The 17,778-nt window shown below is 74.2% G+C and carries 16 protein-coding genes and 1 pseudogene; 5 read left to right on the top strand and 12 right to left on the bottom strand.

Annotated elements, in window-relative coordinates:
- Positions 1-54 precede the first annotated feature (54 nt).
- Both fxsB and fxsA read right to left on the bottom strand, forming a co-directional pair.
- Positions 55-2,295, bottom strand: a complete 2,241-nt coding sequence (gene fxsB / locus ABZ945_RS25165; RefSeq protein ID WP_361273591.1) for a radical SAM/SPASM protein FxsB, inactivated metallohydrolase extension form — start codon at positions 2,293-2,295, stop codon at positions 55-57.
- A 64-nt stretch (positions 2,296-2,359) separates the two neighbouring features.
- Positions 2,360-2,524 (bottom strand): FxSxx-COOH cyclophane-containing RiPP peptide, encoded by a 165-nt coding sequence (gene fxsA / locus ABZ945_RS25160; protein WP_248637020.1) that lies wholly within the window; start codon positions 2,522-2,524, stop codon positions 2,360-2,362.
- Between the two features lie 219 nt (positions 2,525-2,743).
- Between fxsA and ABZ945_RS25155 the strand changes: the two genes are divergently transcribed.
- Positions 2,744-3,652 (top strand): DUF4231 domain-containing protein, encoded by a 909-nt coding sequence (locus ABZ945_RS25155; protein ID WP_361273588.1) that lies wholly within the window; start codon positions 2,744-2,746, stop codon positions 3,650-3,652.
- Between the two features lie 69 nt (positions 3,653-3,721).
- On the opposite strand, the gene ABZ945_RS25150 is transcribed toward ABZ945_RS25155, so the two are convergent.
- The 3 genes from ABZ945_RS25150 to ABZ945_RS25140 all read right to left on the bottom strand — a co-directional run bounded on the left by ABZ945_RS25150 (position 3,722) and on the right by ABZ945_RS25140 (position 6,441).
- Positions 3,722-4,207, bottom strand: coding sequence for a hypothetical protein (locus ABZ945_RS25150; protein ID WP_361273585.1), 486 nt, complete (start codon positions 4,205-4,207; stop codon positions 3,722-3,724).
- A gap of 142 nt (positions 4,208-4,349) precedes the next feature.
- Positions 4,350-5,141: a DUF1684 domain-containing protein gene (locus tag ABZ945_RS25145; RefSeq protein ID WP_361273583.1), complete on the bottom strand. Its 792-nt coding sequence runs from the start codon at positions 5,139-5,141 to the stop codon at positions 4,350-4,352.
- Between the two features lie 43 nt (positions 5,142-5,184).
- Positions 5,185-6,441 carry a DUF5685 family protein gene (locus ABZ945_RS25140; protein WP_361273581.1) on the bottom strand — a complete coding sequence of 419 codons (1,257 nt, stop codon included), beginning with the start codon at positions 6,439-6,441 and terminating at the stop codon, positions 5,185-5,187.
- 285 nt (positions 6,442-6,726) lie between these two features.
- Here ABZ945_RS25140 and sepF point away from each other — a divergent pair, with 285 nt between their 5' ends.
- A complete protein-coding gene (gene sepF / locus ABZ945_RS25135; RefSeq protein WP_361273578.1) occupies positions 6,727-7,161 on the top strand; it encodes a cell division protein SepF in 435 nt (144 codons plus the stop codon).
- A gap of 39 nt (positions 7,162-7,200) precedes the next feature.
- Here sepF and ABZ945_RS25130 read toward each other — a convergent pair whose 3' ends face one another.
- Positions 7,201-8,391 carry an acyl-CoA dehydrogenase family protein gene (locus tag ABZ945_RS25130; protein ID WP_361273576.1) on the bottom strand — a complete coding sequence of 397 codons (1,191 nt, stop codon included), beginning with the start codon at positions 8,389-8,391 and terminating at the stop codon, positions 7,201-7,203.
- Between the two features lie 160 nt (positions 8,392-8,551).
- A complete protein-coding gene (locus ABZ945_RS25125) occupies positions 8,552-10,252 on the bottom strand; it encodes an MFS transporter (protein WP_361273574.1) in 1,701 nt (566 codons plus the stop codon).
- Positions 10,253-10,764: 512 nt separating this feature from the next.
- On the opposite strand from ABZ945_RS25125, the gene ABZ945_RS25120 reads away from it, so the two are divergent.
- Positions 10,765-11,769, top strand: coding sequence for a phosphatase PAP2 family protein (locus ABZ945_RS25120; protein ID WP_361273572.1), 1,005 nt, complete (start codon positions 10,765-10,767; stop codon positions 11,767-11,769).
- An 87-nt stretch (positions 11,770-11,856) separates the two neighbouring features.
- Here ABZ945_RS25120 and ABZ945_RS25115 read toward each other — a convergent pair whose 3' ends face one another.
- The 4 genes from ABZ945_RS25115 to ABZ945_RS25100 form a co-directional block, all read right to left on the bottom strand.
- A complete protein-coding gene (locus ABZ945_RS25115) occupies positions 11,857-12,072 on the bottom strand; it encodes an I78 family peptidase inhibitor (protein WP_361273569.1) in 216 nt (71 codons plus the stop codon).
- A gap of 371 nt (positions 12,073-12,443) precedes the next feature.
- The gene (locus ABZ945_RS25110; protein WP_361273566.1) at positions 12,444-13,430 is read right to left on the bottom strand and encodes a YafY family protein; all 987 of its coding nucleotides are present in this window, start codon (positions 13,428-13,430) and stop codon (positions 12,444-12,446) included.
- 50 nt (positions 13,431-13,480) lie between these two features.
- Complete coding sequence (locus ABZ945_RS25105) at positions 13,481-14,767, bottom strand: glycosyltransferase family 4 protein (RefSeq protein WP_361273563.1); 1,287 nt, start codon at positions 14,765-14,767, stop codon at positions 13,481-13,483.
- A 747-nt stretch (positions 14,768-15,514) separates the two neighbouring features.
- Positions 15,515-16,078: a transglycosylase family protein gene (locus ABZ945_RS25100; protein WP_361273561.1), complete on the bottom strand. Its 564-nt coding sequence runs from the start codon at positions 16,076-16,078 to the stop codon at positions 15,515-15,517.
- Positions 16,079-16,293: 215 nt separating this feature from the next.
- Between ABZ945_RS25100 and ABZ945_RS25095 the strand changes: the two genes are divergently transcribed.
- Positions 16,294-17,097 carry a hypothetical protein gene (locus tag ABZ945_RS25095; protein ID WP_361273559.1) on the top strand — a complete coding sequence of 268 codons (804 nt, stop codon included), beginning with the start codon at positions 16,294-16,296 and terminating at the stop codon, positions 17,095-17,097.
- A 278-nt stretch (positions 17,098-17,375) separates the two neighbouring features.
- Positions 17,376-17,654, top strand: coding sequence for a hypothetical protein (locus ABZ945_RS25090; protein ID WP_361273556.1), 279 nt, complete (start codon positions 17,376-17,378; stop codon positions 17,652-17,654).
- 29 nt (positions 17,655-17,683) lie between these two features.
- On the opposite strand, the pseudogene ABZ945_RS25085 reads toward ABZ945_RS25090, so the two are convergent.
- Positions 17,684-17,778, bottom strand: a pseudogene (locus ABZ945_RS25085) (GTP cyclohydrolase I FolE); the annotation flags it as partial.

The following is a 17,778-nucleotide window of genomic DNA, read 5'->3' as shown; positions in this document are numbered from 1 at the left end:
GGAGCGGCCGTCGTCCGCTCCCCCCTTGTTCGGTCATTCCCCACCGGTTTTCGGTCAACCGGCAACCGTGCGAACGCCGTTCGAAACCCCCCGCATCCCATGCAGCTCCTTGCGCACCCCCTCGGCGAACAACTTGCCCCCGGTGGTCAGTTCGGCGGCCCCCTCCAGCAGGTCCAGCGCCCGCTCGGCCTGCTCGCGGTACTCCCCGCCGCCACCCCGCCCGGCCTCGTACGCGGCCAGCCCGGCCCGCTCGTACGCCCCCGCCAGCAGCGCCGACACCGGCAGCCGCGCCCCGCCCCAGGGCGCCGGCCGCAGCCACCCCCCGTCCATCGCGTACAGGTCCGCCACATCCAGCAGCGCCCGCAACCGGGCCCGCCGGAACCCGGTCAGCAGCGCCCGCGCCAGCACCTCCGGCTCCCCCGCCAACGGCACCCCCAGCGCCCCGTACCCATGCCGCCCCACGGCCGGTTCCGTCCCCCGCACCGGGGTCAGCACCGTCAGCCCGGCGGCCGCCTCAGCCCCCACCCCCGCCTCCCGCAGCAGCCCCCACGCCGCCCCCAACCGCGCCGCCCACCCGGCGGCCTCCGCCTCACCCAACCGCCCGGCCACCACCGCCCCCACCGCCCCCCGCCCCGGATCCACATCGTCCAGATCCACCCCGCCCCCCGACCGCACCGCCCGCCACCCCACCCCGTCCACGTCCACGTTCACGTCCAACCGAGGGATCCACCGCTCTCCTCCCCCCACCCGCACCAACAGCCCCCCATCCCCCGTCGGCCGCAACACCACCGCTCCCCCCGCCCCCGGATCCAGCTCCCCCAGCCCCGGCAACGCCACCGGCCCCTCCCCCACCCGGGGCACCCGCACCGCCAGATCCAACCGGCCCCGCACCACCGCCGCCCCCACATACCGGGCCAGCCCGAACGCCTCCGAGCCGCTTTCCAGCCCCTCCCAGCACCCCAGCAACCACCCCCGCGCAAACGGATGCGCCAGCACCCCGTCCAACGCCTCCGGACGCCGCCGCTCCACCTCCCCCGCCAGCTCCCACACCTCGGCCCACTCCTCGCCGCCGCGCCCGTCCAGCGCACCGTTCAACTCGGCCAGGACCATCCGGGTCAACTCCAGCTGCTCGGCGGCCAGCGCCTCCGGCTCGATCAGCGCCGCCGGCACCCCCCGGGTGGCCGTCCGGTCCTCCACCCCCCGGATCAGCGCCGCCAGGTCCTCGCAGTACACCGAACGATGGTCGAACCCCCCGTCCTCCCCGTACCGATGGGTGTACAGCCCCCCGCCGCAGGACCGCACCAGCGGACAGCGCCGGCACTCCTCGCTCACCCCCGCCAGCCCCAGCTGCCGAGCCCGCACCCCCGGATGCGCGGCCACCTCGTCCAACGTATGCCGCCGCACATCGAACCCCGTCGCCGCCGCACCCTCATAGGCGCTCTTCAACGAGTCCACCTGCTCCAGCGTCCCGTCGGTCTCCACCACCACCAGATCGGTCGGCGCCAGCCCCAGCGACTCCGTCAGCGCGGGCCCGCCGCCCAGGGTGGAGAGCACCGACTCGAACAGCCGCACCGGCACCGGCCGGCCCTGCTCGTCCCAGCGGTCGAACACCGCCAGCAGCCAGTCCGCGTACGCGGTGGGCGAGCCGTCCGGCCGCACCGGCGGCTGCGCCCAGGTGGCGTGCGGCAGCAGGAAGTCGATCCGCGGCGGCCGTAGCTCCATCAGCGCGTCGTACACCGCCACCGGGTCGTTCCGGACGTCCACCGTGCACAGCAGGCCCAGGTCCAGCTGCCGGTAGCGCTCCTCCCGGAGCAGCCCCACCGCCCGCAGCACCAGCGGATGGCTCGACCGCCCGTCGGCGAAGCGCCGGTGCCGGTCGTTGGCCGCCTTGTCCCCGTCCAGGGAGATCCCCACCCGGACGCCGAACTCCGCGAACAGATCAAGATAACGGGGCGACAACTGCAACCCATTGGTATGAATCCGCAGATCAAGCCGCGTATCCGAACCGGCAAGCGCCCCCGTCAGCTCCTCGCACACCCGCCGCAACCGGGCCGGCCCCGCCAGCAAGGGCTCCCCTCCGTGCAGGATCACCGTCACGGAGGGCAGAGCATGGGTCTCGGCGTGCTCGGCCAGACGCCGAGCCGTCCACGAGACGGCCTCGTCGGTGATCGCTTTGGGGCGGGTGCGCCAGCTCTGATCGACGTGCTCGTAGACATAGCAGTGGTCACACGCGAGGTCGCAGCGGCTGTGGACCTTCAGGACGATCTCGCGAAAGGGGACCAGTGGTCCTGTCATTCCGCCAGTCTAGGGCGGTTCATGACCTTGTACGGCGCTCTTCGGTGATGCGCCGCGGACCGTGTCAGATCGCGGAGTTGAACGTGGGAACCCGCTCGGTGCGGTCACTCACCGAGGGCAGCAGCCGGCCGAGCTTGCGCTCCGCGGCGGCCCCGCGGACGTCGATCTCGGCGAGCGGGACACGGTGCGGCTTCGCGGCGGCGAACGCGGCGGGGATCTGAGGAGTCACGACGGCCGTCCTAAGGGAGTGGGGTCGATCTTGGCTGGCGGCACCATTGCAGTGTCGGCGGCACGACTTTACCCTCATGGCCACCCACGGCAAATCAGCGCGTGGAGGGGTGGCGGGCAGGTGGCGAACGCCCATCCCGAGGGGCCCGGACCAGGCGCTTCGACCAATCAAACCCGGCCCCTTGCACCGCACGGGTGACGCCGCAGACGGGGGTGGGCGATGACGCAGTCCCAGGACCACACGCGGAGCATGGTCTTCCGCAACAGCGACCTTCCGGGGCTCTTCCACCGCGCGGACGAGACCGCGGTGGCCCGGCAGCGCGAGGCGGTCCAGGACACCCGCCTCCAGTTATGGCTGCTCGTCCTCGGCGCGCTGGTGTTCGCGCTGCCCTTCCGCGCGGCCGGGGCGCTCAGCGCGGCCGCCTACGCCGGGGTCCTCTGGGCCACCTGGCGGGCCTCCCGCCGCCGCGCCGCCTCCCAGTGGCAACTGAACCGCTCCGCCGCGGAGTTCATCAAGTCCATGTGCTGGCGGTACGCCGTCCACGGCACCCCCTTCACGGCCGACCGCTCCGACGCCGACGCCGAGTTCCTCTCCCGCCTCGAACAGGGCCTCGCCGAGCTGCGCAAGACCGGCTGGTCAGATCCCCGTACCACCGACGCGCCCGACAGCGCCTCAGAGCTCATCACCCCGGCCATGCGGCGGCTACGCGAGCGACCCTTTCAGGTACGCAAGGAGACGTACGTCCGGGACCGTCTGATCGAGCAGCGCAACTGGTACCACCGCCGTACCGTCGTCTCCCGCCGCGCCACCACCCTCTGGTCGGCCACCATCTCCCTCCTCACGGTCGCCGCCCTCGCCCTCGGCGTGCTGCGGCTCCTCTCCTTCGAGTCCCCCGCCGTCACCGCCGCCCTGCTCTCCTCCGCCGCCGCGGCGTGCGTCGCCTGGAGCGAGATCCGCCGCCACCAGCCGCTGATCGCCGCGCACTCCCTGGTCGAGGAGGACCTCGCGGCGATGCACACCGCGATGGAGACCACCGTCGGCGAGGACCGCTGGCCCGCCGCCGTCTACGAAACCGAACGCATCGTCAGCCCCCAACACACCGACTGGCTCGTCCAGCACCGTAGGTAGCCGCCGCCGGCTTGCGGGTCTTCGGCCGCGGGTCGGTGGCCTCGCTGCCGAAGACCCGCACCGACCACGTCACCCCCGGGTGACCCCGTCGCGCCAGATCACCGTTACCGGCCGCCCCCGCCCCAGCGCGTACGCGACGATGTCCCCCGTGCCCCCCAGCCCGCGTGCCGGGCAGCCGTCCCAGACGGCGATGAGGCGGTCGCAGTGGTCGGTGATGTACGCGCCGGCCGCGTAGTACGCCTCGTCGGTGGAGTGCGGGAAGTCGAGGCGGACCTCGCGCGTGGCCCGGGTGCGCAGGCAGTGGTAGCGGGCCAGCTCCCTCGGGTCGGCGAACCCGTCCTCGTAGTCGCCGCTGGGGATGACCGCGGTCAGTTCGGCGCCCCAGGCGAGGGCGATGTCCGCGAAGAGCTGGTCCGCGCCGGTGGCGAGGCTGGAGAGGGCTTCCAGGCCGGTGCCGCCGCCATGGCCGCGGAAGGCCTCGTGGATGGCGGCCCGGACGTGCGCGTGCAGCTCGGGCGGGATGTCCCGGTGACCGGTGACTCCGATGCGCTTCATACGCCCCCCGATCCCCCCACGGTGACAGCCCCGCCGTCCATGGTGTCAAACCGGGCCGCCGCCGGGCAGGGCGCGAACACCCCGGACGGTGAGCCGTCCGGGGTGCTCACGGTTGCTCAGGCGCCCCGGCGCGAGGCGGGGTTCACCAGGCCCGGACGCGCCGCTCGCCCGCGGCGACGGGCACGTCCAGGGTGTTGCCCGGCGGCGGGAACGGGCAGATGAAGTGGTCCGCGAAGGCGCACGGCGGCAGCAGCGCGCGGTTGAGGTCGACGGTGATGGTGCCGTCCGCCTCCGGGGCGCCGGGCCGCAGGAAGCGGAAGCGGTAGGAGGAGCCGTCCTCACCGGTGGCGTCGGCGAAGACGGCCCACAGCGAGCCGTCGTCCTCGACCGCGACCCGCAGGGTGTGCTCGGTGCCGGCGAGGGTGAACACCAGCTCGCCGCCCAGGCCGAGTCCGCGTTCGCGGCCGTCGGCGTTCTCCACCCGGACGCGCTGCTCGCCGTCGTAGGGCGTGAAGACACCCGGCACGGCCCACTGCTCGTCGTACGGGGTGGCCTCGATGCCCTGGAAGGCGCGCCGGGCCGGGGAGGCGGGGTCGAAGTCGCGCACGGCCCACTGGCCCTCGCGGCGCAGCACGAGGAGGTGTCGTTCGCCGGCGGCGAGGGAGGCGTGCTCCGGGAGGCCCTGCTCGGCGGTGAGCCGCAGTTCGCCGTCGACCGGGCGCCCGTCGGCGGTGAGGCCGTCGGCGGGGGCCGCGGTGAGGAGGACGTGCTCCCCGGCGTCCCGCCAGAGGCCGGGGACGCCGGGCAGCCGCCCGTCGGGGTGGTCGGAGAGCCAGTACGTGCCGGTGAGGGCAAGTGGACCGTAGGGGGCCGAGACCGCGGCGGTGCGCTGCTCGTGCCACTGCTTCCAGTCCTGCACGGGATCGCTGCTCATGCCGCCAGCGTACGACCCCCGGCCGGTACGCCGAAGGGGCGTCTCAGCAGTCGCAGGGGCAGCAGCAGTCGCAGCCGTCGCAGTTGCAGTTGGGGCCGCAGTCGCAGCTGTGGCAGCAGCCCTCGCGCTTCTTGCGGGACCAGGGGCCCTCGTACTCCTTGGCGCAGCAGATCTGGCAGGTGCAGAACAGCCCGATGAAGGCGGCGCAGCCGGCCAGCAGCCCGCGCGGCTTCTTGGGCTGCGGCTGCCCGTGCCCGCCCCCGAAGCCCCCGCCGTGCCCGCCGTGACCCCCGCCGCCGGGCGGCATCCCGCCGTGGGCGTGCCCGCCACCCGCGTACGGCCCACCCGCGTACGGGCCGCCGACGGCATAGGGATTGCCGTCCACCGGACCCGGGCCGTGGCCCGGCGGGGGGCCGTAGGGGCCCGGCTGCTGGTGGGAGCAGGAGGGGGAGTCGAAGGCCCGGTCGATGGAGACCCGCAGCTCGTGGGCGAGCAGGACGTGGACGAGCTTGTCGTCGGTGAAGTCGGTGTCACGCAGGGCGAGCCGGATGCCGTGCAGGGCGTCGTCGGCCAGGCGGCGGGCCTCGGCGAGGCCGGTGCCGGTGGCGGTGAGCGGGTTCCAGGCACCGGCGGCCGCGTCGGCCTCGCGGTCCTCGACGGCGTCCAGCAGATGGGCGAGGCGGCCGAAGAGCCGGCCCGCCTCGGCGAGCGGCGCCGCGTTGTGCGGGCGGCCGGCGAGCACCGCGGTGTGGGCGAAGGCGGCCGCGGTGGCGGTCTCGGTGGGTTCGGTGACGGTGAGCAGCGGGGTGCCGGGGCCGGCCAGGGCCTCGATGCCGGTCTGCCGGTCCACCGCGTCGACCAGCAGGGCGGTGTCGAAGCCGAGGGAGCGGCCGGTGCGGGCGCCGGCCCGGTCCCAGCCGCGGGCGACCCGGCGGGCGGCGGCGGCCATGGGGCGGCGGGCGAGCAGTCCGTCGCCGTCGGCGAGGTGGTCGCGCATCTTGGCGGAGGCGAGGACCAGCGAGACGGCGGCGGCGAGCCGGGCGCCCTCGCCGCGGGCGACCGGCGCGGTGCGCATGGCCCGCAGCGGGCAGGGCCCGGCGGTGCGCCGGGCGGTGGGGTCGGGCGCGGCCTGAGCCTCCGTCAGTACGGAGATGAGCAGTCCGTCGTAGTTGGTGGCGATCCGGGCGAATTGCCCGTGATCGGCGCGGAGTGCCAGGCAGAGTCCGCAGAGATGGGCCATCCACTCGGTCTTCAGCCCGTCGGTGAGCCGGTGCGAGCAGGGTCTGACGATGCCGAACATCTCGTGTCCCCCCGTGTGTCGTTCGATTGCGCGGGCATCGTATCGGCAGGTCGTTCACCCGTCCGCCGGTCCGCTCACCCGTCCGGCCTGAATGTCATATGTGAGTTACGGAGACCGTTCGTCAGGGGGCTTGCGCAGGCAGGACCTTGACGAATCGCCACATCCTCTGCACCAGTACCGTCACGAATCCCTCGCGCGGCGACTATCCACTTGGCGCGGGATCCGCATGATGGACGACCATAGGGATAGCGGAACCACCAGTGACCGCGTTGAAAGGAGGCGTCCATGGGATCGGTGCGCAAGGCGAGTGCATGGCTTGGCCTCGTCGAGGACAGCGACGAGCGTTACTACGACGACGAGTACGCCGAGGGTGAGCGCAGCAACGACGCCTGGGTGACCGACCCGCGGGTGCGGGTCGCCTCCGAGTCCGCGCAGGAGGAGGGGCGCCGGATCGCCACGGTGACCCCGGACGGCTTCCGGGACGCCCGGAACATCGGGGAGCTGTTCCGCGAGGGCGTCCCGGTGATCGTGAACCTCACCGCGATGGACTCCGCGGACGCCAAGCGGGTGGTGGACTTCGCGGCCGGGCTGACCTTCGGGCTGCGCGGTTCGATCGAGCGGGTGGCGACCCGGGTGTTCCTGCTGACCCCGGCCGACACCCGGATCGTCAGCGGTGAGCCGGGGGCCCACCGCCAGGACGGCTTCTTCAACCAGAGCTGACCGGCAGGGCCGCTCACCGACAGACCGGTGGCCCCGGGGTCACCGGAACGCGTCGAGACCGGTGAGCGCCTTGCCGAGCACCAGTTGGTGCATCTCCACGGTGCCCTCGTAGGTGAGCACCGATTCCAGGTTGCCCGCGTGCCGCATGACGGGGTACTCCAGCGAGATCCCGTTGGCACCCAGGATGGTCCGGGCGGTGCGGCAGATGTCGATCGCCTCCCGGACGTTGTTCAGTTTGCCGAAGCTGACCTGCTCGGGGCGGAGCCGTCCGGCGTCCAGGCGCCGCCCGAGGTGGTGGGCGAGCAGGATGCCCTTGTGCAGCTCCAGGGCCATGTCGGCCAGCTTGGCCTGGGTGAGCTGGAAGCCGCCGATGGGCCGGCCGAACTGCTCCCGGCTGCGGGAGTACTCCAGCGCGGCCTCGAAGGAGGAGCGCGCGGCGCCCATGGCGCCCCACACGATCCCGTACCGCGCGTGGCTGAGGCAGCCCAGCGGTGCCTTGAGCCCGGTGGCGCCGGGCAGCAGCGCGTCGGCGGGCAGCCGGACGTCGTCCATGACCAGCTCACTGGTGACCGAGGCCCGCAGCGACCACTTGTGCCTGATCTCGGGGGCGGAGAAGCCGGGTGCGTCGGTGGGCACGGCGAAGCCGCGGATGCCCTCGTCGGTGCGGGCCCAGACCACGGCGACCCCGGCGACCGTGCCGTTGGTGATCCACATCTTGCGCCCGTTGAGCACCCAGTCGGTGCCGTCCTTCTTGGCACGGGTGCGCATGGCGGCCGGGTCGGAGCCGATGTCGGGCTCGGTCAGCCCGAAGCAGCCGATGGTCTCGCCGGCCGCCATGGACGGCAGCCAGCGCTGCTTCTGCTCCTCGGAGCCGTAGGTGTGGATCGCGTACATGGCGAGCGAGCCCTGGACGGAGACCAGCGAGCGGATGCCGGAGTCGGCGGCCTCCAGCTCCAGGCAGGCCAGCCCGTACTGGACGGCGCTCGCCCCGGCGCAGCCGTAGCCGTCGAGGGTCATGCCGAGCGCGCCGAGGGAGCCGAGCTCCCGGGCCAGCTCGCGGATGCCGGGCAGCTCGCCGGACTCGTACCACTCGGCGATGTGCGGCAGCACCCGGTCGGCGGCCCAGGTGCGGACGGTGTCGCGGACGGCGAGCTCCTCGGGGTCGAGGAGGTCGTCGATGCCGAGCGGGTCGCCGGCGTCGAAGGGCGGGAGCTTCGCGGGTGCGGACATCGCGGGGGACCTTTCGGGCGCGGGCTCGGGCTCAGGCACGGAGGAACGCGGGAAAACTAGCAGTGGTAGTCACGGCCGTTCGCCGACGTTACGGCCCCCGGTGCCGCGCGTCCAGGGTGACCCGGGGCGCAGCGCCCGGCGCGCCCCACCGCGGGGCTGCTCAGCGGGCTCCGTTGCGGGGCGCGGTCGCGGGCCGGACGGGGCCGGGCCGGGCGGGCAGCCGGGCCGACTCGGCGGCGGTCCGGGCGCGGGGCACCCCGTCGCCCTGGGTACGCGGCTGCTCGGCCGGATGGTGGTCGGTGCCGCCGAGGCGGGCGTCGGCGTCGGCCGGGTTCTCCATCACCTTCGGCAGCCGCACCGCCATCAGCGCGCCGAGCAGCAGCAGCCCGGCGCTGACCGCCAGGGTGAGGTGCAGCCCCTGCACGAAGGCGTTCCGGGCGGTGCGGTGCAGCGCCTCACCGACCGGGCCGCCGAGCTGGGCGGCCGTGCGGTAGGCCTCGCCGAGCGAGTTGGCGGCGGAGGCGGCGGCCGGCCCGGGCACTCCGGGGACGTCCCGCAGCCCGGGCGCGTACGCGGCGTTCATCACGCTGCCGAGGAGCGCGATGCCCATCCCGGCGCCCAGCTGGTAGGAGGTCTCGCCGATCGCGGCCGCGCCGCCCGCGCTCTCGGCCGGGGCCTCGCTGAGCATCGACTCGTAGGCCCCGAACAGGGTGGTCTGGAGCCCGAAGCCCAGCAGCACGAACCCGGTGGTGAGCAGCACCGGCCGGTCGTCGTGGTTCATGAGGAGCAGCAGCAGCACGGCGGCGGCGGTGAGCACGAACCCCCAGCCGACCATCCGGCGCGGGCCGATCCGGGCCAGGGTGTACGAGCCGGTGGCGCCGGCGGCCATGGCGGCGAAGGTGAGCGGCAACAGCCGCAGCCCGGTCTGCAGCGGGCTGAGCCCCAGCACCAGCTGGAGGTACTGGACGGCGATCAGCTCCAGGCCGACCAGGGCCAGCATGGCGAGCACGATGCAGCCGACGGAGGTGGTGAAGGCGGGCCGGGCGAACATCCGCATGTCGATCAGCGGATGGGTACGCCGCTTCTGCCGGCGCACGAACAGCGCCAGCACCCCACCGCCCACCACCAGGGCGGCCAGGGTGGCCGGGTCCAGGGCGTGGCCGGAGCCGGCCCGCTTGACGCCGACGACCACGCCGAGCACACCGGCGGCGGCCATCAGGGCGCCCAGCACGTCCCAGGGGCCGTCGTCGCCACCGCGGGACTCGGGCAGCAGCCGGCGGCCCAGCGGGAGGATCACCGCCATCAGCGGCAGGTTGATCAGGAAGACCGAGCCCCACCAGAAGTGCTCGACCAGGAAGCCGCCGAGGACCGGTCCGGTTGCGGCGCCGACGGCGGCGACCGCGGTCCAGATTCCGATGGCGGTGGCCCGTTCGCGCCGGTCGGGGAAGACGGCGCGGAGGATCGACAGCGTGGCCGGCATGATCATCGCGCCGCCGACGCCGAGCAGCGCCCGGGCGGCGATCAGCACCGCGGGCGTCTCGGCGGCCACCGCGAGCGCGGAGGCGGCGGCGAAGATCCCGTAGCCGACCAGCAGCACCCGCCGGCGTCCGACGCGGTCACCGAGCGTGCCGAAGAGGATCAGCAGCGAGGCGCACACCAGCGGGTAGGCGTCGACGATCCACAGCAGCGCGGTGGAGCTCGGCCGCAGATCCTCGGTCACCGCGGGGACGGCGACGTGCAGGACGGTCGCGTCGAGGGCGACCAGCAGCAGACTCACGCAGAGGACGATCAGGACGACCCAGCGGTTGGCACCGCCGCCGGTGGCGCGGGAGCGCGCTCCGGCCATGGTCGTCAGGGACATGTACGTACCTCCCGCAGATGGATGTCCCTCGCGCCCGGCGGGCGACCGGCCGGAGGGGGACGTGTCCGGGGCGGCCCGGCATCGGGGCGAGTGATGTGCCAGCGTACGCGAGTCCGCCGGTGGGGCGCGTGGTCCAGCTCTCACGGGGCAGACGCACGGCTGTGGCGTAGGCCACGGGTACGCGGGCATCCGGCGCCTCGACGCTACCCGCGGGTAGGGCCGCGGGGCGCGCCGCCCCGCCCCCGGCACCCGGTCCACCGGAACGGCTCCGGCGGCACCCCGAAGGGAGCGATTCCGCGCCGGTGCCACCCGGGTCCCCACCCCCGGCGAATTCCCTCCGCCCTACAAACAAACGTCCGGAAGAGCCCCCGGCTAATACCGCCCCGAGGTCACCGACGGTTATGCATAAGCAGGGAATAAGCAGCACCCCGAGACGGATCCCACATCACATCGTCATCACGAAGAGAGCGGATGGGCGTGGGCTGTCACTCACTCCCTGTAACGTCGATCGGGTGCGTACCGACATCTTTGCCCGTCTGGACCGGGAGCCGGAACCGCCGAAGATTGAGATCCCGCGGATGAGCCGCACCCGTCTCGCCCTCTTCGGCGGGACGCTGGCGTTCTACCTCGCGATCGTCGTCGCCGTGCTGGCCTCGTCCTGGCTGGTGATCATCGACTGGAAGGTCATGCTCTTCCGGCCCTACCAGCAGTGGCCCGAGGTGCACGCGACCCTCGACTACTTCGTGGTGCTGGGACAGCGCGGTCCGACGGCCGTGATGGTGGCCGCCTGGCTGGGCTGGCGCTCCTGGCGGCAGCACACCCTGCGGCCGCTGCTGGTGCTGGGCGCGGCGCTGCTGCTGCTGAACGTCACGGTGGGCGCGGTGAAGCTCGGCCTCGGCCGGCTGGGCCCGCACTACGCGACGCAGGTCGGCTCGACCGAGATGTTCGCCGGCGGCGATATATTCCCTTCCGGCCACACCGCCAACGCCGTGGTGACCTGGGGCATCCTCGCCTATCTCGCCACCACCCCGACGGCCCGGCGGGTGCTGTCGGCCGTCTCCGCGGTGGTGGCCCTGGGGGTGGGCCTGACCACGGTCTACCTCGGTACCCACTGGCTGAGCGACGTCCTGCTGGGCTGGGCCGCCGGACTGCTGATCCTGCTGGCCCTGCCCTGGTGCGAGCCGCTGATGGGCCGGGCCGAGGCCGTGGTCTTCGCGGCCCGCGAACGGCTGCGGGCGCGCCGCCGACGACTGCCGACGGTGCCGGTCGCGGCGGGCGGCGCCTGGCCGGCCGCCCACCGCGGGCGGCTCGGCGCGCCCGCCCCGGAGAGTCCCGCCGAGGAGGCGGCCCTCGACCCGGTCGGCGCCTCCGGCGGCACCCGCACCGCCACCCGGGCCACCCTCACCCACCACCCCCGCGCGCACAGCGCCCACTCCGCGGTCCGCTCCGAGCGCACCCCCGTCACCCCGGCCGGCAGCCGCCGCCCACCGCGCTCCCGCCCGGCAACCGGCGGCTGACCCACCCGCGCCCAGCGGTACGCGAAAGGGGCCCGGTTCCTCTCCCTCTCCAGGAACCGGGCCCCTTTCCCCTGCCCTCGGGGCCGCTCAGCCGACCCAGCAGCGGGTGACGGTCTGGTCGGTGACCTCGAAGTTGATCCGCCCGGCCACGAACTCCAGCGTGATCACGGTGCCGGGCGGCAGGGAGCGGACTTCTGTCCAGCCGCGGTCGCGGGCCAGCCGCTCCGCCTCGGTCTCGTCGAGTCCCACATACGCCTCGGGCGCGTCGGCGGGCTGTCCGGAAGGGGTCGGAATCGATGCCATGCACCTCACCGTAGGCGGCCGCGCACCACGGCGGAAGCGGGCGATCCGCGCCGACCCCCCAGCCCCACCACCCCCACATCCACCCCCGATCACGTTTCCGTCACAGGACCGCGACAGCCCACCCGTACGCGGTCCGTCACCACCCCGGGCCACCGCGGCCTCCCCACCCCACCCGACCGGCTGAATTCCGGAGGTCCGCCCAAATCCCCCGGGGCGCATTCGGAGGAATTCCACAACCCCGTCAGCTCCCCCCGCCGCCTTTCCACCCGAATGGCCCCGGCCCGCCCCTTCCCAACGCTTTCCGCCCCCACCCCATCCGCCCCCATCCGACCCCATTTCCCGCCCACCGTTTCCGGGTACTCGCCCCCGCCTCATTCGCCGGCCCGGGCCCTCCCCCGCGAACGTTCCAGGGCCCGTCCCAGCAGGTCCCGTACCGCCCGGATGTGCTCATCCACCACGGCCGGTTCCACCACCTCGAACTCCAACCCCGCCAGCACCACATGGATCACCAGCACATCCAGGCTGGTCCCGCCGGTGTGCAGCAGGCAGCTGGTGGCGCTCTCCGCCTCCAGCGTGCCGTCCATCGGCCCGAACGCCTGCCGGGCCTCCTCCAGCGGCGCGAACAGCCGGACCACCGCCCGCGCGGCGTACGCCCGCGTGGACACCCCCTCCGACACATACGCCGCCAGGTCCTCGGCGGGCGGCGGGCGGGGCGTGAACCGGGGCCCGTGCGGCGGGCGGGGCTCGATCCGGTCCGCCCGGAAGGTACGCCAGTCCTCCCGGTCCACGTCCCAGCCGACCAGGTACCAGCGGCGCTCGGTGCACACCAGCCGGTGCGGCTCGACGGTGCGCCGGGTCTCGGCGCCGCCGTGGTCCCGGTACCCGAAGCGCAGCCGCTCGCTGTCCCGGCAGGCCGCCGCGAGCTCGGTCAGCACCCCGGGGTCCATCCGGGCCTCGGGCGCCCGCAGCATGGGCACGGTGAACGCGGTCAGGGCGCCGATCCGGCGGCGCAGCCGGTCCGGCAGCACCTGCTCCAGCTTGGCCAGGGCCCGTACCGAGGTCTCCCCCACCCCCTCGATACCCGTGCCCGCGGCGGTACGCAGCCCCACCGCCACGGCGACCGCCTCGTCATCGTCGAGCAGCAGCGGCGGCAGCGCGGCCCCGGCCCCCAGCTGGTAGCCGCCGCCCGTCCCCGGTGAGGCGTGCACCGGATAGCCCAGCCCGCGCAGCCGGTCCACATCCCGGCGCACGGTACGCGGGGTGACGCCGAGCCGGTCCGCGAGGTCGGCGCCGGACCATTCGCGGTGCGCCTGGAGCAAGGACAGCAGACGCAGCAGACGTGCCGAGGTGTCCCACATACAAGGAGTCTGGCACCCCTCCCGGACACCTCTTGTCCTCAACAACCGACCTATCGACCGCCGCCCCGCCGCACCAGCCCCGCAGCCTTGTACCGGGCCGCGTACCCGGCGTCCAGCACCGCGCCGCGCACCCGCTGCACCCCGTCCCGCACCCGACTGCGCCGCCGCCCCTCCGCGCCGCGGCCCACCAGCTCGGTGAAGAGCGCCTCATGGCGTTCGGCGATCGCCACCGGGTCGAACCGGCGCGAGTTGGCGAGCGCGGCCGCACCGGCCCGGCGCCGCAGCTCGTCGTCCTCGATATAGCCCAGCAGCGCCTCCGCCACCGCGTCCGCGTCCCCGACCGGCACCAGCCGGCCGTCCACCCCGTCCTCGATGATCTCCCGCGGCCCGTGCGGGCAGTCGGTCGACACCACCGGCAGCCCGCACCGCATGGCCTCCACCAGGGTCATCCCGAAGGACTCCAGCCGCGAGGTCGACACCGCGATCGACCCCTTGACCAGCTCCGCGTCCAGCGGGTTGGCCGTCCCCATCAGCGCGACGTGCTCCCCCAGCCCCCGCTCCTCCACCAGCGCCCGCAGCGCGTCCTTCTCGTTCCCGGTCGCGTCCCCCGAGCCGTAGATCCGCAGCCGCCAGTCCGGACGGGCGGCCACCACCTTGGCGAACGCCTCCACCAGCAGGTCGTACCGCTTCACCCGGGTCAGCCGCCCGGCCGCCACCACGTACTTCGCCGCGGGGTCGGCGGGCCCGACCTCCGGCTCCGGCACGCTGTTCGGCACCGCCTCGATCCGCACCGCCGCGGGCAGCTTCAGCCGGGTCCGGTACGACCGGGCGTCCGCCTCGGTGACCGTGGTGACGGCGTCCAGCAGCCCGTACCGGTGCCCGATCTCCCGGCGCAGCCGGTAGCCGTGGCTGTCCAGCGTCAGATGCTCCTGCCCCACCCGCACCGGCCCGGCGGGGGCCTGCCGCGCGATATGCACGTTCAGCCCCGGCCGCGTCCCCACCACCACATCGGCGTCCAGCCCTTTCAGATGCGCCGCGATCCGGGCGTCCGTCAGCCGGCTGTACTGCTTCCACCGCCCGTCCCCGCGCGGGAACACCTTCGCGGGGCGCTGGTAGTCCGGGTGGTCGCCGGCGTACTCCGGCGACTTCTTCCTCAGGTCCACCAGGTGCTTCATCACCACCCCGGCGGGGGCCCCTAGCGTGGGCTGCTCGCGGTGGCGGAAGACCGAGACGATCTCGACCTCGTGCCGCTCGGCCAGCGCCTGGGCGAGGTTGAAGGTGGTACGGATGGTGCCGCCGATTCCGTAGGCGTTGTGCAGCAGAAAAGAGATGCGCATCGCGTCGCCGCGTCCCCCGGTGTTGACGAAACCAGGACGTACCCCTGGCCCCCCGACCTTACCGGGCCCCATCGCGGGCGGCGTGGGCGGCTGGCGCCGCCGTTGACCGGGTCCGCCCGGTGGGTGCGCTGACGCGTCTGCGTCTGGCCCGTACAACCGCCGGGCGGTGGCGTCCGACTGATGCGGGCCCTCGGCCCGGGAGATTGGCCACCGCGGTGGGGGGGATAGCCGCCCCACCGGTCGGGGGGGTCCGTGCGAGCGGTGCGGGCCCCTCGGCACGGCAGGGCCCATACGCGGGGCACAGCCCCGGTGGGCGGTACGGGGCAGGAGCCCGGCGTGGCCGTATCACCCGCCGGGCGGCGCCGTCCAACCGATCCGGGCCCTGGCCCGGGAACGCATCAGCCACAGCGAGACGGGTCAGTGCGCCGCCGGTCGGGTGGGGGTACGCAGGGTCGCGCGCGCTGGGGGCACCCCCTGGACGAAGTCCTTGGGGGACCGCCGAACGTAATGAGGCGGTCGCTTGAGCGTCGAACGGTGCGCGCGAGCGGCGAGCACGTGAGCCCGGAGCGCCCACGCCCCCACCCACCGGAGAGCGGACCCGACCGCCGGGCCTGCGAGAGGCCACCGGACCGCAACCGGCACAGACCCACCCGCGTCAGCGAGGCCACCGGGCAGCGGTCAGGCCCGAACACCGGCGGCGCAAGCCGCCCACGCGAGGCCCGGCCCGCGAACGACGACCCGCCGACACTAGAGCGGCAGCGACAGGAGCGTCCCCGGCCGGATCCGGTCAGGGTCGGCGCCGATCACCTTGGTGTTGGCCTGGTAGAGGGCCTTCCAGCCGCCTGGGACCTTGAAGCGGCGGGCCAGCGCGGAGAGGGTGTCGCCGGGTTGGACGGTGTGGGCGCGGCCGGAGAGGCCGTACTGCTTGGAGCACGTGGGCCAGGCGGACCAGCCCTGCCAGCGCAGCACCTCCTGGGCGACGGTGATCTGCTCCTGCTTGGTGGCGAGGTCCGCGCGGGTGGCGTACTTGAGCCCGCCGTACGCCTCCCAGGTGGACTGGCGGAACTGGAGGCCGCCGTAGTAGCCGTTGCCGGTGTTGATGTGCCACCGGCCGCTGCTCTCGCAGTCGGCGACGCAGCCCCACGGCCACTGGTCGGTGCGGCAGTCGGCCGCGGTGGGGGCCGCGCCCGGGCCGGGGGCGGGTGGTGGCGGGTGGCCGCCGGGTGCCGCCGCCAGGGCGGTTGGCGCGGGCCCGGCCAGGAGCAGCAGCACGGCCGGCACCAGCACCGGCCAGAAGCGGATCTTCGGCATCGGGCCACGCTAGGCACGGCGGAGGCCACGGCAGGGCCACCGCGCGGGCGGCAGGGCACGGGCCCACCCGGTCGGCCGACGCTACCGCCGGCAACCGCCGGCCCCCACGGGTTTGGTCCGTACGCGTGACCCGGGCCGCGGGTCGCCCGTTGAACCCTTCACAGACGTGCCGGGATCCGCCCGGCATCGCACGTGATGAGTCCGAGGAGTCCCCCGTGTCCCGCATGCTCGACGTCAGCGAGGACGTACGCGCCGAGATCGGCGACGAGGAAGCCGACCGGCTGCTCGCCGGCGAGAACGCTCCGGGCAGCTACGACTGCACCTCCTGCCGCACCCCGGGCGACTCCGAGCAGGAGCGCACCAGCACCGTGCTGTTCGTGGGCGAGGAGACGGCCGTGCTGGCCTTCGCGCACGCCAGTTGCATCCCCTCCCAGGTGGTGAGGGTCGCCGAGGACCAGCTCCAGGGCGCCGTCCGGTCGATCACCAGCACCGAGCAGCAGCCGCAGCAGCCGCATCAGCCGGCGCGGCCGGCCCCCGCCGCCACCGACCAGGCGGTGCTGGGTGTCACCAGCGGGCTGGTGCTGATCGAGGGCGAGCTGCACCCCGCGCTGGTGGTGGAGCCGACCGCGCCGATCGCCCGGCCCGGGTCGGACGGGTTCGCCGACGAGTTCCTGCCGCTCCTGATCGAGCAGGGCTTCCTCCCGGTGTCGCAGGTGAACCAGGTGCCCAGCCCGGTGGCCGGCTGGTCGGTGCTGCTGGCCATGGGGCAGCTGCACGCGATCCTCCAGCCGGGCACCGGCGGCGGCAGCCCGGTGGCCTGGTGGCAGGCGCACCAGCCGCTCCAGGTGACGGACGGCTGGCGGGCCGCGGCGAACAAGTCGCACACGGTGCTGGTGTTCGCCGCCCCGGTGGGCTCGATCGGCCAGCAGCCGCGTGAGGACCTGCTGCGGGACGCGCTGGAGAAGGCGGCGGCCGACGGCCGACTGGTGGCGGGGTCCATGCCGCTGGCCGGTACCTGATGCCGGAGGGGGCCGCCCCAGGCGGCGGCGGGGGCAGGGGCGCCGGGGGTACCGGCCGGCACGGCCGGGCGGCGGGCGGTCCGGACCGGTCCCATCCCGTACCGGAGGGGCCCCGGCCGCATCCCCCGGGCGGCGGGGTCGTTGGCACCTACGTGCACCCATACGAACCATCTCGCCAGCCCTACCACCCGATTCCGGCCATGCGCCCGTCCCATGACGGGGGGTCGGGGCATGCGGCGCCCGGCCATTCCGGCTCCGGACAGGCCGCTATCGGGCATATGACCGGCCATCTGTCGGTGAGCGGTTCGGTGGCGGGTTCGGCCACCCCGATCTACGACGCGCTGTACTCCGAGTATCTGCGGTCCTTCCGGACGCTGCCGTTCGACCGGAGCGGTGAGGAGGACCTCGGGTTCCGGGCGTTCGGCACCGGCAGTGGCGGATACGCGGCGCAGCACGCCGGGTTCGGCGGCGGCTGGCAGCAGGTCGGTCCCGTGCACCGGGGCGGGCACCACCATGTGCCGGCCGCGCTGCCGCCCGCTCCCCGGCGGGGGCTGTAAGCAGTACGGAACGGGTACGGCCGCGGGGCCAGGGCGAACTTCGTCGTCAGCACGTCCTCCGGGTCCATCCGCATCCCCGCGAGCATCTCGCGGTAGGCGCGGGCCACCCGGGCCGGGGTCTCCC

The sequence above is a fragment of the Streptomyces sp. NPDC046887 genome, assembly GCF_040644755.1.
GTDB classification, from domain to species: domain Bacteria; phylum Actinomycetota; class Actinomycetes; order Streptomycetales; family Streptomycetaceae; genus Streptomyces; species Streptomyces lichenis.
The sequence above is the reverse complement of the archived record's forward strand: the minus strand, read 5'-3'. Positions and strand labels throughout refer to the sequence as shown.

What these genes read in the sequence shown, in the direction of transcription:
- fxsB (WP_361273591.1), bottom strand. Translation starts at nt 2,295, where the DNA reads ATGACAGGACCACTGGTCCCCTTTCGCGAGATCGTCCTGAAGGTCCAC.
- ABZ945_RS25155 (WP_361273588.1), top strand. Translation starts at nt 2,744, where the DNA reads ATGACGCAGTCCCAGGACCACACGCGGAGCATGGTCTTCCGCAACAGC.
- ABZ945_RS25150 (WP_361273585.1), bottom strand. Translation starts at nt 4,207, where the DNA reads ATGAAGCGCATCGGAGTCACCGGTCACCGGGACATCCCGCCCGAGCTG.
- ABZ945_RS25145 (WP_361273583.1), bottom strand. Translation starts at nt 5,141, where the DNA reads ATGAGCAGCGATCCCGTGCAGGACTGGAAGCAGTGGCACGAGCAGCGC.
- ABZ945_RS25140 (WP_361273581.1), bottom strand. Translation starts at nt 6,441, where the DNA reads ATGTTCGGCATCGTCAGACCCTGCTCGCACCGGCTCACCGACGGGCTG.
- sepF (WP_361273578.1), top strand. Translation starts at nt 6,727, where the DNA reads ATGGGATCGGTGCGCAAGGCGAGTGCATGGCTTGGCCTCGTCGAGGAC.
- ABZ945_RS25130 (WP_361273576.1), bottom strand. Translation starts at nt 8,391, where the DNA reads ATGTCCGCACCCGCGAAGCTCCCGCCCTTCGACGCCGGCGACCCGCTC.
- ABZ945_RS25125 (WP_361273574.1), bottom strand. Translation starts at nt 10,252, where the DNA reads ATGTCCCTGACGACCATGGCCGGAGCGCGCTCCCGCGCCACCGGCGGC.
- ABZ945_RS25115 (WP_361273569.1), bottom strand. Translation starts at nt 12,072, where the DNA reads ATGGCATCGATTCCGACCCCTTCCGGACAGCCCGCCGACGCGCCCGAG.
- ABZ945_RS25110 (WP_361273566.1), bottom strand. Translation starts at nt 13,430, where the DNA reads ATGTGGGACACCTCGGCACGTCTGCTGCGTCTGCTGTCCTTGCTCCAG.
- ABZ945_RS25105 (WP_361273563.1), bottom strand. Translation starts at nt 14,767, where the DNA reads ATGCGCATCTCTTTTCTGCTGCACAACGCCTACGGAATCGGCGGCACC.
- ABZ945_RS25100 (WP_361273561.1), bottom strand. Translation starts at nt 16,078, where the DNA reads ATGCCGAAGATCCGCTTCTGGCCGGTGCTGGTGCCGGCCGTGCTGCTG.
- ABZ945_RS25090 (WP_361273556.1), top strand. Translation starts at nt 17,376, where the DNA reads ATGACCGGCCATCTGTCGGTGAGCGGTTCGGTGGCGGGTTCGGCCACC.